7 protein-coding genes and 2 pseudogenes are annotated in these 14,767 nt (G+C 71.3%); 3 read left to right on the forward strand and 6 right to left on the reverse strand.

The window, feature by feature from the left end:
• Positions 1-113 precede the first annotated feature (113 nt).
• Positions 114-2,285, forward strand: a complete 2,172-nt coding sequence (locus ACFYZJ_RS01010; RefSeq protein WP_388561469.1) for a UvrD-helicase domain-containing protein — start codon at positions 114-116, stop codon at positions 2,283-2,285.
• 72 nt (positions 2,286-2,357) lie between these two features.
• Here ACFYZJ_RS01010 and ACFYZJ_RS01015 read toward each other — a convergent pair whose 3' ends face one another.
• On the reverse strand, positions 2,358-8,264 hold the full coding sequence (locus ACFYZJ_RS01015) for an AAA domain-containing protein (protein WP_388561471.1): 5,907 nt from the start codon (positions 8,262-8,264) through the stop codon (positions 2,358-2,360).
• A gap of 417 nt (positions 8,265-8,681) precedes the next feature.
• Here ACFYZJ_RS01015 and ACFYZJ_RS01020 point away from each other — a divergent pair, with 417 nt between their 5' ends.
• Complete coding sequence (locus ACFYZJ_RS01020; RefSeq protein ID WP_388561473.1) at positions 8,682-9,626, forward strand: MGMT family protein; 945 nt, start codon at positions 8,682-8,684, stop codon at positions 9,624-9,626.
• A 791-nt stretch (positions 9,627-10,417) separates the two neighbouring features.
• Entirely contained in the window at positions 10,418-11,500 is a 1,083-nt protein-coding gene (locus tag ACFYZJ_RS01025) for a MerR family transcriptional regulator (RefSeq protein ID WP_388562196.1), read from the forward strand.
• A 745-nt stretch (positions 11,501-12,245) separates the two neighbouring features.
• On the opposite strand, the gene ACFYZJ_RS01030 is transcribed toward ACFYZJ_RS01025, so the two are convergent.
• The 5 genes and pseudogenes from ACFYZJ_RS01030 to ACFYZJ_RS01050 form a co-directional block, all read right to left on the reverse strand.
• A complete protein-coding gene (locus tag ACFYZJ_RS01030) occupies positions 12,246-12,485 on the reverse strand; it encodes a hypothetical protein (RefSeq protein WP_388561475.1) in 240 nt (79 codons plus the stop codon).
• 188 nt (positions 12,486-12,673) lie between these two features.
• Positions 12,674-13,108 (reverse strand): hypothetical protein, encoded by a 435-nt coding sequence (locus ACFYZJ_RS01035; RefSeq protein WP_388561477.1) that lies wholly within the window; start codon positions 13,106-13,108, stop codon positions 12,674-12,676.
• A gap of 41 nt (positions 13,109-13,149) precedes the next feature.
• Positions 13,150-13,488 carry a deoxyxylulose-5-phosphate synthase gene (locus ACFYZJ_RS01040; RefSeq protein WP_388561479.1) on the reverse strand — a complete coding sequence of 113 codons (339 nt, stop codon included), beginning with the start codon at positions 13,486-13,488 and terminating at the stop codon, positions 13,150-13,152.
• A 443-nt stretch (positions 13,489-13,931) separates the two neighbouring features.
• A pseudogene (locus ACFYZJ_RS01045) lies at positions 13,932-14,194 on the reverse strand (helix-turn-helix domain-containing protein); the annotation flags it as partial.
• 85 nt (positions 14,195-14,279) lie between these two features.
• Positions 14,280-14,699: pseudogene (locus ACFYZJ_RS01050) on the reverse strand (DinB family protein); the annotation flags it as partial.
• Positions 14,700-14,767: the final 68 nt, after the last annotated feature.

A 14,767-nucleotide genomic window follows, 5' to 3' on the forward strand; every position in this document is an offset into this window, starting at 1 on the left:
ATATAGATCGTTGACTGAGTTCACACAACGATTATGGGGAGCTCCGTCGCTCGGCATCCCGTCAGTCTTTAGGCTGTTGCACGCCCACCGCCGCCCGCGACCCGAGGACGCCCATGCCCCGTCTCGCCCTCTCCGACGACTTCGTCGCGGATCTGATCTCCTTGCAGAGACCAGTCCAGAAGGAGGTCAACGACGCGATCCAGATGTTCCGGAGCCTGACCGTGCCTCAGCTCCACGCCAGCAAGGGGATGCATCTGGAGAAGCTGGAAGGGGCGCGAGACCCCCGCATCCGTACCATCCGGGTCACCAGGTTCTACCGAGGGGTCCTCCTCGCCCCGGACGACGGCAGCGAGTTGTACACGCTGCTGCGGGTGGCCCCGCACGACGAGGCCATCAACTGGGCCTGCAAGCGCGCCTACTCGGTCAACGGCGCCACCGGCGGCCTCGAGGTGCGCAACGTCGAGGCCCTCGAACAGATGGAGACCTACTTCGAGTCCAAGGCGGTCGAGACCCCGGCCCGTCTGTTCGCGAAGCACTCCGACACCGTGCTGCGCGACCTCGGCATCGACGAGCAGGTCCTGCGGCTGGCGCGCGTGTGCGTCACGGCCGACGACCTGGCGGTGATGGCACCGCCCATGATGCCCGCCGACCAGTACGAGGTGCTGGAGTACCTGGCGGCCGACTACTCGCCCGAGGACGTCTGGGAGCAGCTGATCGCACCCCGCGGGCAGACGGTGCGCACGGCCGAGGACCGGCCGGCCGTCACCCTCAGCGAGGCGATCCTCAACACGCCCAACCGGATCGTGGAAGTGACCGGTCCCGGTGAGCTCGAACGCATCCTCACCGAGGACTTCACCCGCTGGCGCGTCTTCCTGCACCCCGCCCAGCGCCGGTACGCCTACCACCCGGGCTTCAACGGACCGGCCCAGGTGACGGGCGGACCCGGCACCGGCAAGACCGTCGTCGCCCTGCATCGGGTACGGCATCTGCTGCGCACGGGACGCGAGGGTGACCGTATCCTGCTCACCACCTTCACCAACGCCATGGCGGCCGCCCTGCGGGACAGCCTGGCCCTGCTGCTCGGGGACGCCGACGCCCGGCTGCTCGACCGTGTGGACGTCACGACGGTGGACTCGCTGGCCGCGCGGGTCATACGGGAGGCGCGGGGCAGCTCACCGAAGCCGTTGTCGGCAGCGGCCGAGAAGAGCGCCTGGACCCGTGCCGCCGCGCGCGAGGACCTGCCCTGGTCGGAACGCTTCCTGTCCCAGGAGTTCCGCAACGTCGTCCTGGCCCAGGGGCTGCGCACGCCGGAGGAGTACCTCCGCTGTGTGCGCCGGGGGCGTGGCACTCAGGTGGGGCGGGTGCAACGGGCGCGGCTGTGGCGGGTCATGGAACGGTTCATGGGCGATCTGGCCTCCCGCGACTCGGCGACGTACACCATGCTGTGCGACCAGGCCGCCCGGATCCTGGCCGAGAAGGGGCCGCGCTACCGGCACGTCGTGGTGGACGAGGCACAGGACCTGCACCCGGCCCAGTGGCGGGTGCTGCGGGCCTGCGTCGCTCCGCAGTCCGACGACCTGTTCCTCGTCGGCGATCCCCACCAGCGCATCTACGACTCCCGGGTCTCGCTGCGCTCGCTGGGCATCGATGTGCGCGGGCGCACGTCCCGGCTGCGCCTCAACTACCGCAGTACGGAGGAGATCCTGCGCTGGTCCGCGTCCCTTCTCGACGGTCAGTCGGTGGGCCGGCTCGGTGAGGACGACGACGAGGACGGCGGCCGGGACTCGCTGCGGGGCTACCGCTCCGAGCTGCACGGCCGCGTGCCGGTGGCCCGGGGCTACACCAGTCAGGACGACGAACTGCGGGCACTGGTGGAACAGATCCGGGTCTGGGTGGACCAGGACGGGGTCAAGCCGTCCGACGTGGCGGTGTGCGCCCGGTTCAACACGCTGGTCGACGCGGTCATCGCGCGCCTGCGCCGGGAGGGCCTCCCGGCGGTCGCGGTCAAGGACGACCCGGGCCCGGAGGTGTCGGGGGTGCGCGTGGCGACGATGCATGGGATGAAGGGACTGGAGTTCCGCTGCGTGGCCGTCGTGGGCGTGACGTCGAGCGTGCTCCCCTTCGCTCCGCAGGTGACGCCCGCCGACGAGGACGCCGTACAGCACCGCTCGGATCTGCTGGCCGAGCACTGCCTGCTCTTCGTGGCCTGTACGCGGGCACGTGACGCGCTGGCGATCTCCTGGAGCGGTGAGCGGAGCCGCATGCTGGATCCGGTCGCCGGCTGAGACGCACAGGGCCCTGTCACGCGGAACCGAACGTGCGGTCCGCGTGACAGGGCGCGTCCGCGCAACAGGCCCCTAGGCCCGGATCTCCCGCACGACGACCGTGCGCGGCTTGTCCTGCGACGCGTCGTACGAGATCTCGCGTCCGGTGGGCTGCCACATCAACGCATGCCCGAGCGGTGATGAGGGCGAGACGATGTCCGCCTCCTCGGTGGGCAGTTCGGCGACGGTGTACAGGTGGTCCTCGTCGACCTGGCCGTCGAACTCCAAGACGAGCAGCGCGCCGGGGATCACGACGCCCGGGACGGCCGGCTCCCGCACGACGCGGACCGTGTCCAGGAACGTCCGCAGGAAGGTGAGGCGCTGCGTACGCCGGTCACGCCGGTCGGCCTGGGTCTTCCGGAGGAAGACCAGCTGCGCCGGGTCCGCTCCTTCGGGGGTCTCGTCAGGTGCGTCGAGGGCCGCCTGCAACTGCTGCACCTCGCGAACCAGCCGGTGGAACACGGCGGTGGGGATCTCCCGGCCCGAAGCAGGAGTCGTCGGCCGGGCCGGACCACGCAGCGACTCCCGCGGATCGACCGGTGCCGTCGGCTCCGGCCGTGCCTGCGTCGCCCGGACGCGTTCGGCGTCGGTCCCCGCGGCCGCGCTCACCGCGCTCACCGCGCCCTGCTGCTCGATCGCGAGATCCTCACCAGCCGGCTCGGTCCCGGCCCGCTCGGTCCCGGCCCGCTCGATCCCGGCCCGCTCGATCCCGGCCCGCTCGATCCCGGCCCGCTCGATCCCGGCCCGCTCGATCCCGGCCCGCTCGGGGTCACCGGTGACGGCGGGCTTCGTCGGCTCCTCCCGCACCGGCTCGATGCCCAGCCGTTCCAGCTCGGCCCAGAGCGGGGCCAGTGCCTGCTCACGGTCGAGGTGGAACCGGCTGCCCCGGATGCGGACGAACGTCCAGTCGACGCGTTCCAGGTCCCGCTGCCGGGCGGCCCCGGTGGAGGCGTCCTCCCCCTCGGCGAAGGCGTCACCGTCGCAGGCGACCGCGAGTCGGCGTGTGCCGCCCTCGACGACCAGGTCGATCGTGTGGCGGCCCACCTTGTATCCCGGGCGGACCCGGTAGCCCCGCGCCGTCAGCTCCAGGTACACCTTCTGCTGGAACAGGCTGTCGAACGCTTCGTGCCGGACGTCGGGCAGCACCTCCCCCTGGACGGCGGCGCTTTCCTCCTCCGCCGGCCGGGTGAGGTGGTCGAGCCACCGTCGGCGCAGGTCGTTCTCGTGGAACTGCTCGACCCGCGCGCTGTGGAACACCCACACCTGGTCCTGCGCGCGGGAGGCCGCCACGTTGATCCGCTGCTCGTAGGTCTTGCCGTTGAAGCCGCCCGGGACGCTCCCGGCCGCGGTCGTCGCCGAGTTGACGCAGGAGACGAACATGATGTGCCGCTCGTCGCCCTGGAAGTCCTCGGCGTCGCCGACCCGGATGCGCCGTTCCTCCCGCTGCTCGTAGTCGAGGCGCTCGACGAGCAGGTTCTCCAGCTCCGTCAGGTGTCCCCTGCTCGCGCGGAGGCTGATGACACCCATGGTCCTGCCGTCGTAGGCGGGGTCGGCGCAGCAGCGGACGATCGTGTCGACCAGGGCCTCGGCCTCCGCGGTGTTGGTCAGCCGGGAGTTGACTCCGTGGGCTTCGCCGTCCTCGACGTACACGGTGCGGACCGGGGGCAGCCGGTCGGCGCCGTACTGCCGCAGGGGCAGCAGATCACGGTTGTAGCAGAGGTCGTTGGAGAAGGAGATGATCTCCGGCATGCACCGGAAGTGCTCCTTGAGCATCAGCGTGCCGCGGCCCGCCGAGAGCGCTTCCGTCAGGTCGAAGAAGCTGGACTCGGGGCCGAACAGGCTGCGGACGTCCGGCTCCAGCGCGGTGAGCAGACGGTCCCTGAGGTGGAAGTACTCGTCCTGTTTCAGGCCGACGTTGGACGGGCTGACCTGCTTGCTGTCGCCGACGACGACCATCCGGTCGGCGAGCCAGCTCAGCAGCATGGCCTCCAGGCCCGACTGGCTGGCCTCGTCGACGATGACGACGTCGAAGATGCCGGGCCGGTCCATGGGCACCGTCTCGGCGACCTGGTGCAGCGGCATGATCCAGGCCGGCACCGCCGTCTGCGCCTTGCGCAGGGCGGCCTGTGCGTCACGCCGGTAACGGTGCTGGTACTTGCCCTTGATGCGCCGGGCGGCCTGCTGGTAGGCGCTGAGCGCCCGGGACTGGTCGCCGGTGAGCAGGCCGAGGCAGCGGTGCCAGGCGCGGGCGGCGGCGAGCCGCGCGAGCACGATGCGCGCTTCGTCGTCGGCCTCCGTCAGCCGCCTGCGCAGGGCGCGCTCGGCCTCGGGATCGGTCAGCCGCTCCATGCGCTCGCGCCACGCGGACCAGGCCCAGGCTTCGGCGATCGAGGGCAGCCTGGTGTCCCAGGCGGTGTCCTCGTACGTGCCGACGATGCGGTCGGCGAGGGCCGGGAAGGCCTCCCGGACACGGGTGAGGACCGTGCCCTGTTCGGCGCGCAGCCGGGCGGCCTCGCGCACCTCGGCCATCTCGTCGCTGAACGCCCGGTAGCCGTCGGGGTCCCGGTCGCGCACGGCGTCGAGGGCGTGTACGACCGCGGGTGCGACACCGGGCCGGTCGTTCCAGGCCCGCAGCAGTTCCTCGGCGTCCGCGATGACCTTGCGGGACTGTTCGGCCGCGCGCAGGGTGGTCGCCGCGCGCAGCAGGGTGCGCGCCGCGTTCTCGACGGACGCGTCGTGCCAGGTGGCGACGGCCAGGGCCGGCGAGGTGGCCGCGGCGGTGAGGACGTCGGTACGGGCGGCGGCGACGGCGAGCAGTGCGTCGAGGACCTCCGCGTCCTGCCGCAGCCGTGCGAGGCGCGGCCCGTGTCCGTGCCAGGCGGCGACGGGAGTGCCCCACTCGGACTCCACCTGGGCCAGGCGCAGTTCGAGCCGAACGCGGGCGAGGACGACGGCCGACGTCGCGACGTCCTCCGGGGATCGTCCGTCGACCCGTACGGTCTCCACGAACCCGCCGACCGTCTTCGCCAGCTTGGAGCGCATGCCGAGGGGCCCGCGCAGCCTCTGGCCCTGGCCGAGCCCATCGTGCAGCGCGGTGGCCTGGGCGAGCGCCGTGGCCGGGTCGTACCGCTCCAGGCCGCTGACCATGGCCGCGCCGAGGGCGGCGAGCGAGAGGTCCACGGCCGCCAGTGTCTCGGCGACGGCGGCCCGGCGGCTGCGTGCCTGCCAGTCCTGGCCCTCGGTCACCTGCTTCAGGAGCGCCGCGGCCCAGGCGCCGGCCGGGGAGGCGAGGGACGCCGCACGGGCGCGGGCGGCGGAGAACGCGTCGAGCGCCGAGGACAGCCGCTGCTGTTCGGCTTCGCCGAGGCTCCTCACGGCCGTGTCGTACTCCGCGCACAGGGGGTCCTGGCGCGCGGCGGTGTGCGCGTCCTCGGCGGACCGTACGACGCGTACCGCGTCCTCGAAGTCGCCGGGGGCCGGCAGTTCGGAGGGGCCGGGCACGTCGGCCGCCAGGGCCTGGTGGTGCGGCGTGTACGCGCGGGTGGTGTGCAGCAGGCGCAGGGCCTCGTCGGCGGTCAGCGTCGGCTGTTCCCGCGGGACCGGGCCGAGCCAGTCGTACCGTCCCGCCTCCGCGGTGAGGCGCTCGGCGATCTCCTGGAGGCTGCCGCTGTAGTCGCCGATCTCCGCGTCGAAGCGGTGGGTCTCCTGTTCGCGCAGCACGGCCAGGTCGCGCAGCATGGCCTGCTGGGCGGCGCGGGCCTTGGCGAGACGTGACTGGAGCGCCTTGATCTGCTTCCGGGACTGCTTCTGGTCGTAGCCGGCGTACTCGTGGAGGATCCGCTGCACGGACGCCTCCAGCTCACGCTGGGCGGCCGCGCCGTCCTCGGTGCGGCTCACGCACAGGTCGCGGATGGACTCCGGCAGTTTGTCGCGCAGCACGCGCAGGGCGCGGGGGGTGTGGCTGGTGATGAGGACCCGCTTGCCCTGGGCGAGCAGGTCCGTGACCAGGTTGGCGATGGTGTGCGTCTTGCCCGTGCCGGGCGGGCCCTGGACGACGACGAGCCGGTTGGCGCGCAGGCGTTCGGCGATCGTGCGCTGTTCCTCGTTGGCGGGCAGCGCGAAGTACATCTCGCCGGTGTCGTTCGCCGTGGCGTCGTCCTCCGCCGCCGCGAGGTCGGCCGCCGTGAGCGCGCCGTCGCGGCCCGCGATGTATCCGAGCAGTTCGGTGGGTGGCGTTCCCGCGTCGATCTGCCGGGCGATGGCCCTGAGCGCGTCCATGGTCGAGCGGCTGCTGCGCTCACGCAGGACGAGTGCGGGGGTGAGTCCCACGTGCGGGACGTCGAGGCTGCGCGGCTTGGCACGCTGCACGCTCGGCGCGTAACTTCCGGCACTGTGCGCTGCGTTGACCCAGCTGCGCAGGGCGGTGTGCACGGCGTCGAGGTGTTCGGGGTCCGTCACGTCCAAGGCGTCTTCCAGCACCTCGACGATCTTCTCCCGCACGGGACCCGGCACGTGCTGGGCCCCTTCGAGCATGCCCTCTTCGAGTTCGAGGCCGGGGCCGGTCGGGTCGGGGGCGGCGGTGAGCGTGCCGGTGGACGGGTCCAGCCGGAGGGTGGCCCGGTGGGTGACGAGATGCCGTTCCACCCGCTGCCCGGAGGCCGTCTGCCAGGTCAGCCGGCCCAGCCCGAGGACGAGTTCGTACGCCTCACCGAGGCCCGCGGCGTCCTCGTGCATCTTGTGCAGCCGGTCGTACAGCCTGACGACGGGGTCGATGGCGCGGCGCCGCTCCGCCCAGGCGAGCCATTGCTGTTCCCAGGCGGCGTACAGCTTCTCGATCTGCTCGCGCTGGGGGTGCTCGTCCAGCTCGTGGTAGGTCTTGTCCAGCGGGATGCCCTGCGACCAGTCGGGAAACTCCGGTTCGATGCGCCGGCGCAGGTGCGGGGCGCGGGTCTGCTTGAAGTCCCGGATGCGGGTGTCGTCCACCCAGGGCGCGAGCAGGGGCTTGGGATGCGGCGCGTCCTCGCGTTCGGGGCGCGCGACGGTCAGCCAGGAGGGATCGTCGGTGCCGAGTACGCCGTCGATCATCACCTCGACGCCGTCGTCGTCGGGCAGTTCGTCGAACCACACGGTGCCGGCCGCGCCGTCGAGTGTGCGCGCGGGGCGGGTCTTGGACTCCTCGGCCTCGGCGAGGAACCGGAAGATCTGCCGGACGCGTGCGGCGTCGAGCTCGTCGGCGGACAGCCGCGGTGCGCGCGATGGCGTGACCTGGCGCCCGGGGCCGGCCGGCTGGGCCGGGGCGGCGTCGAGCGGGGCCCGGCCGGCGCGCGGCTGCCCAACCGCCTCGGGAGAATCGCCGAGGCCGCGGACGGGCTCGTCCTTCGAGCCTGCGTCCGCGAACAAGGACTGCTGATGCTCACCGGACAACGCGGCCTGGTCGGACAGGAGCGGTGCGGTGGGCGCGTCGGCGACACCGGTGCCGAAGGATGCCGGTACGGGGGTCGCGGCCGTGGTGAAGGTGACACTCTCCCGGCCGTGCGCGCTCGGGAACCGGACCTCTATGTCCAGCTCGCCGGCGGTGCCGGCCGGAATGCTGTAGGCCCACGTCGCGGCGGCCCTGCGTCCGTTGCGGACGGTGCCCGCCAGTGCGTCGTCGAGCACGTCACTCAGGTGGTCCTGCACCTGACGGCCCGTCTTGCCGTACGGTCCGCCGCGCACCAGCAAAGTGATGCCGTCGACGTCCAAAGGCCGCCCGGTGCCGTTGCTCAGGTGCAGGGTGCAGCGCACCAGGTCGTCGCCCGGCCGGTACCCGTGACCGTCGCCGGGATCGGCCAGCTCGTACGGCGTCACGTCGTCCACCCGTACGTGCAGGCCGTCGCCGTAGCGGTAGACGGAACCGACCGGCTGCAGACCGTCGCTCAGCCCGCTCTCATCCTGGGTCACGCGCCCCACCCCACTGCCGCTGAGGGCCATCAGGCGGCCCGTCCGGTGACATCCGCCCGGCCACCTCAAGCCCGACCACAAGGCGCCCCCCGGCGCGCGAACATGAGTGTGAACTGAGCACACGAAGCGAGCGTATCAGCAAGGTCGGACAACTCACCCCGCTTGTACACCGGTTACCGACCTCGGCCCCCAACTGACCAGTAGCCGACCAGCGATGCGAACTCGGCTACGGCACCGCCCAACTCCTCGTGGAGCGGCGGCTCGTCGGTTGCGCCGCCGCTCCCCCAGCGGGACGATGCGGCTCATCTCCAGCCGCACGGCCCTGATATCGGCGGACGGCAACGTCTGAAAGGGAATGGATTCAACGGACAGCCGCCCCCTGGCCCCGGAGACACCGGACATGAACGGGTCGGGCCTGTGCACTCGTCAGGGATAGAGATCGCCTCGGCCCAGCGCTGGGGCAAGGCGGAGATCCTGCAGCGTGCCGACCGTCTGGCCGAGCGCGCGGTGGAGCTGTGGCCCGGTCCGATCGGCGGGGTGAAGCCGGCCGGCGAGGAGTCGCCGGGCTGGGCCGAGCTGCGGGCCGCGCTGGTCGCCATGCCGAGCGGCACCTGGACGACGTACGGCGATGTCGCCGAGCTGATCGGCAGCCACCCGGTGGCCGTCGGCGCCTACCTGAGCGCCAACCCGACGGTGATCGGCGCCTACCGGGTGCTCACCTCGGAGGGCAGGATCTCCCCTTCCTTCCGCTGGGCGGACGGCAGCGACAGGCAGCCGCCGCAGGATCTGCTGACGAGCGAAGGAGTGCGTTTCGACTCCTGGGGCCGGGCCCACCACTCGCAACGCCTGACCGCCGCCGAGCTGGCCACCTTGCTGGGCAAGGACGTCGCACAGCCGGTCTCGCACGACCCGCTTCCCGAGGGGGAGGACTCGGCGGCGGCCGAGCGCTTCCGGGCCCAGTTGCGGAACCACTGGCCGGACGCGTACTCCGGCGTCATGGCGGCCCTGGACTTCTGGCGCCGACAGGGCGGTTACGTCAACTACGGCCGGTACGAGGAGACCAGTTGCTTCCCGACGCTGGACGCCGGGACGAGCCGTAGCCCCCACCTGCTCTGGCCGGTCGGGATGTACCCCGTGACCGGCACGGTCGAGGTGGTCTTCCAGTACCTGAAGTCCCGCAGCCCCTTCGACGACACGGAACAGCGCCGGGAACTGCTGAACCGTCTGAACAGCCCACACCCCATCAGTCGTCCGCCGGCCTGCCGCGCGCCGCCGACCGTATGGAGTCCCTGCGCCACTGGGCCGGGGGCCGCGCCGACAACGTGTGGCCGGACGGCTGGCTCGCCCAAGTGCCCGTGCTGACCACTGGAGGACGCGTCCGTCCAGGGAAGCCCGGACGGATCGTCGCCAACCTGCCGCCCGATGGCTGGTTGCGGGCCGGGGTCAGCACCCAGCTGGCCGCTTCACCGCCGAGGGAAAACATGTGTCTGACGGTGCGGGATGTCGTTCTCCGTCTGCACCCGGATCTGCCGTATCGCAAGTACGTCTTGGTGAAGGTGGCGAAGGGCCAGGACTCCCAGGTGACGTGGCAGGACGACTTCCTCACCAACTCCCGCTGCCAGTCGGCCGCCGACGACGGCTCCGCGCAGGACTCGGGCACCTCACAGGACTGGCAGCCGGACGACAACGGCCTCGCGCAGGCGGTGATCCCCAGCACCGACAGCGCCGAGATCCGGGTCGCGGACGGCGCCGCCAGGAAGATCATCGCGGGCACCAACGGGATGCGCCAGAGCCTCGGCACCGATCGGGTACTCGGCAACGAGCAGATCAAAGTGGGCTTCGACCCCGCCAATTCGGCCATGTACGTCTGGTCGGACTACGTGCAGTGGAACCAGCAGCAGGTCGAGTCCTGGGCGGACATGGCCGCCGGCGAGGCCTGCCGGGCCCTCGTGAGCGAACGGGAGAGCGCGGGCAGCGCATGGCCGTACTCCCGCTACGCCGTGGCGGAGATCGGCGGATCCGGCTACTTGATGATCCGTTGGGGGTCGGCCACCACGCGGGCCGACTGCCCTGCCAGAGTGACGACTCCGGGCGAAGGCCGGGTTGACCCTCGACCTTGTCGAGGGCTCACAGTTCCGGGTGTGGAGAGCGAGATGCGCAGCATTGGGGAGATGGCCCGGGACAGCGGACTGAGCGTGAGCGCGCTTCGGTTCTACGACCGTGCCGGTGTGCTGGTTCCGGCTTGGGTGGACCCGGTCAGTGCCTACCGCTGGTACGAGCCCGAGCAACTCGAAGAGGCCAGGTTGCTGGCCCGTCTGCGCCGGGCCGGCATGCCCCTCGCGGACATCCGGCTGCTGCTGGCCGGCTGGGCCGGCGCGGACACCGACCTGGTGCGCGGGCTCCTCCAGGCACACCTGCGCCGCCTCGAACGGGGCCTGGCCGAGGCCCGCAGCGAGTTCTCCACGCTCCGAGCCCTACTCGACCACAGGGAGAACCCCATGACGTCACTGCGCACCGCCGATGTCCAGCTGTCCGTCGCCGCGCCCGCACTGGCCGCCGCGCTGGACGCGGTCCGTTTCGCGGCCGGTACGGACCCGGATCTGCCGATGCTCGGCGGGATCCTGTTCGACATGGAGGGGGAGGAACTGCACGTGGTGGCCACGGACCGCTACCGGATGGCCGTCGCGCAGGCCGCTGCCACCGGGCACGACGGGCCGCGCGTGCAGGCCATCGTGCCGCTGCCTCTCGCCGATGCGATGCGGGCACTGCTGCACGGCGAGGAACAGGTGCGGCTCACTGTGAACGGTGACCGGGTGTCGCTGGAGTCCGGCGACCGCCAGGCGGCCGGCCAGTGCCTCGACCACGACTTCCCCGACTACCGCCGCCTCCTCCATGTGCCGACCGGCCGCCGGGCCCTCGTCGAGGTGGCCGCTTTCCGGGAGGCGCTGGAGACCGGCCCGGTCCGCGCGAGCGAGGTGCGCGAGCAGGACGGTGCGTCCTGCGACGTCAGCGTGCTCCGGTTGACGGACGACGGCACGGTGACCCTCTGCGAGGACGGTGACGAAGACCAGGAGAACGTAGGCGTCAACCGGGAGTTCCTGCTGGACGCGCTCGGCGCCGGGGCCCGGGGCGAGCTGATTCTGGAGGTCGGCGACCCTACGGCGCCGGTGGCGATCCGCCGTCCCGACGACGAGTGGACCTTCTCGATGCTGATGCCGGTCCGCCTGGAAGACTGACAGGGTCCTTCCGACCGGCTACTCGCGCCGATCCCATGCACTCGGCGCGCGTCGACAGGGTGGGGGCCCGTCGAAGTGGTGGCTGTTGGCGAATCCACCGGTGAGGGACCCGACCCGCGCGCACAGTGCAACGGTTCTCCGGGAACTGTTGCACTCCGCGCACCCCATACCCTGGCAGCCCGCGACGTTCGCGGCCTGCTTGAAAACCACCGGCCTCGGCCCGAGGCGGGCCCCGTCGATCTCGAGCCGAGGCGGAGGGGTTCGGGGCGGATTCCCATACACCGCGAAGGCTCGGTCCACCCCGCGCTGGTACCAGTGCTTCAGGACGGCGGCGTCGCGGGTGATCCGCAGCCAACTGCCCGGCTCACCTGTCCGACGTAGACCGGCGTGCCGCCGTCGTCGGTTCGCAACAGCGCCGAGAGCAGCGGGCTGCCGTCCCTTCCCGCGGCCTCGTCGGCCTCCGCCAGCAGCCGTACCCGGTCTGCACCGGCGATCGCCAGAAGATCTCGACCAGCGGCTCTGGACAGTGATTCCCACGTCGGGCGTGTCCGCAGCCTCGCCGCACCCATGAGCGCTTGCCGCACGGCGACCACCTGCTCCTGCCGCGACCGGGGGTCCGGGCGGGGGAAGAAGCGGGGACCCGCGGCGCGGACACGGCAGGCTTGGTGCGACGGCGAGGTCCCCTGCCCGCGCCCGGCGGCGTGTCGTCATGGACTTCGGTGAGCCCGCGCAGTCCTGAGCCTCCCTACTCGCCGCCGACGTCTCTCACGTAGGCCTCGGCCTGCTCAAGGGACCATGCCCCCTCCGCAAGTCGCTTCAGGGCGTACCCGGCGGGCCGGGGCTCCACACCACGCGTCACCGTGTCCGCGAAGCCCACGACCGCGCTCAGGCGTGCCGCCAGCTGGTCGAACTCCGCAATGCGCAGCGCCGCCGGGGACGCCGCCCCGCTGCTCCACCAGTCCGTTGCTGGGTCCCTGTACCGCACCGGTGCGCTGAAGGCCGCGCGGGACGCACGTGTCCACGTGGGCTACCAACTGGCCTGCACGGAAAGGAGTCACGCCGACCTGGCAACCCTGCCTGGACGGTCTTGGTATACGCGCCCCCGGCTCTCCCGGGCCCCGGCGTTCGGCGTATGCCTTCACGATGGGTGGCTGTGAGCGGGTGGTGGCGCGCTCATTGCTCCACGGGGGACCACGGGACCCAGGGAAGAGCTTCGCGCCAACCGGGTCGCCCGTAGGCCCAGGCCTGCAGCACCTCAGCCACAGGCTCCACCGCGAAGACCTCGTGTTCCCGGGGTACCCATGCCTGGAAGTGCTTGTCCGGTCCTCCCTCGCGGTATTCCACCCGATAGCTCAGATCGTCGTTGAGACAGACCTGCATGTAGTGCTGGTCGGCAGGTTCGAGATCGAGCTGCCTCACGGTGACGAACCGCCAGGTAAGGCTCATGTCGGCCAGCAAGTCGTGCAGCTGGTCCTCGGACGGGTCCTCCCAGCGTGTTCCGTCCGCCTCGATCGCTTCAAGCACTGCCATGCGGCGACTCCACTGGCGGCCGATCAGGCCGACCAGGATGGTCTCGACTTCGACGACGTACGCGCCCAGCCGGCGCATGGTTTGTTTCTGCGCCGCGTCGGGCCGGCGTCAGCTCGGCGTCACGGCACCTCGGGGCGTACGAGTGCCCTGGCAATGGGCTCACCGCTGCGGCGGGCGTACGTCATCCGCTCGCGGACCTCCCGCAAGGTGCGTGGACGGTAGCCGGGCCCTCCACAGCAGCTCTTGTGGAAACGAACGCCCGCGTGGAGCAGGACGGAGAGCGTCCGCCAAGCCGCGGTGTCCCTGCGGCGAGGTGCGGCGAAGGCGGAGCCGACGTGGATCAGCGGCTGTGAGCAACGGGGGCAGATCCGCTGCCTGGCGGTGTCGTACGAGTCGTACGGCTGCTTGTACGAGGCCCGGCAGGGCAGGCAGACGTAGCAGGTCTTCGCGTGAGCCATGTCGGCAGGGTAGGGCCTGCCCGGTGGCGAACTCGACGGGATTTCGGAAGCGGACGAGCAGGTCGGTGACCAATACTTGGCCTTGACCGCCGCCAGTTCCAGCGCCGTCCCGGTCAGTTCCGCCAGCAGCGCCGCGGTGGTCGATCTGAGAGCCTCCTGCTCCAGCTTCGAGGGTCTGGAGGGGATCACGGAGCCAGGAGTGGCGAACCTCAGCCACAGGCGGGCGCAGCGAACCGTCCGGTGTGCCCGCTTGCTCACAGGGAGTCCGTTGCCGAGGACGGACCTCTTCCTCGCAACGCGATCGGAACACTAACGGACCTTCCGTCGTTCCTCGGCGGTGGAGGCTTGGGCCTTGGCCCCGGTGAGGTCGTGTTCGGCCTTCTGCTGTCGGATGCGCCTGATCGACGCATCCACTTGGCGCCACGCGGGTGCGCGTACGGCTTCTGTGGACGGACGGCCGCCCTTGTACTTCGGGTACAGCGAGGCGAAGCCATCGGCGTTGAAGTTGTGGATCACGTCGCGGACCCGGTAGGCGCTGGTGAAACGTGACCTCGGCGATCTTCACCACGCCCATGCGCTGCGCGGATAGCAGCACCATCTGGGCCCGGCGCCAGGTCACCACCGACCCGGTGCCTCTGCGGATGATCCGCAGCAGCCTCTGCCCCTCGTCGTCATCGATCCCGCGCACGCGCACAGGTTCAGCCACCTGGGCACCCTGGCACGACGCGCCGCCCGGCACGGAACCCGGCGGCGCGTCACTCACAGGAGGGCGGGCGGGACCTGATCTGGCGTCATACGCCAGGGGTGCCGTCGATTCGCTCCCGGACCAGGTCGGCGTGGCCGTTGTGGCGGGCGTACTCCTCGATCATGTGGACGTAGATCCAGCGGAGGTTGACGTCCTGCTCCATGAAGCGGCCTGCGTCGGTCAGAGCACGGTCGGCGCAGATCTCACGGGCGCGGGCGATCTCCGCCTGCCAGGTGGCGAGCGCGTCGTGCAGTGTGGCGCCCTCGGCCAGTTCGAAGCCGCCGTCCGGAGCAGACGGGTCGGCCTGCGGGTCGTAGATGGGCGGGTCCTGTTCTCCGGCGAACACTCGGCGGAACCAGTTCCGCTCCACCTCTGCCATGTGCTGGACGAGGCCGGTCAATGTGAAGCCGGACGGTGGCACGGACGCGACGGCGGCCTGCCCATCGTTCAGGCCCTCGCACTTCATGGTGCGGCACTGGGTTCGCCGCGCGCCAACCCCGGTAGTCGAGGCGGGAGAGCTGGAAGCGGAGCTTG

This window comes from Streptomyces sp. NPDC001848 (assembly GCF_042891915.1).
In the GTDB taxonomy this organism is placed as follows: domain Bacteria; phylum Actinomycetota; class Actinomycetes; order Streptomycetales; family Streptomycetaceae; genus Streptomyces.

Coding starts and splice junctions, on each gene's coding strand:
- ACFYZJ_RS01040 (WP_388561479.1), bottom strand. CDS start 13,488: ATGGCTCACGCGAAGACCTGCTACGTCTGCCTGCCCTGCCGGGCCTCG.
- ACFYZJ_RS01025 (WP_388562196.1), top strand. CDS start 10,418: ATGCGCAGCATTGGGGAGATGGCCCGGGACAGCGGACTGAGCGTGAGC.
- ACFYZJ_RS01035 (WP_388561477.1), bottom strand. CDS start 13,108: ATGCGCCGGCTGGGCGCGTACGTCGTCGAAGTCGAGACCATCCTGGTC.
- ACFYZJ_RS01010 (WP_388561469.1), top strand. CDS start 114: ATGCCCCGTCTCGCCCTCTCCGACGACTTCGTCGCGGATCTGATCTCC.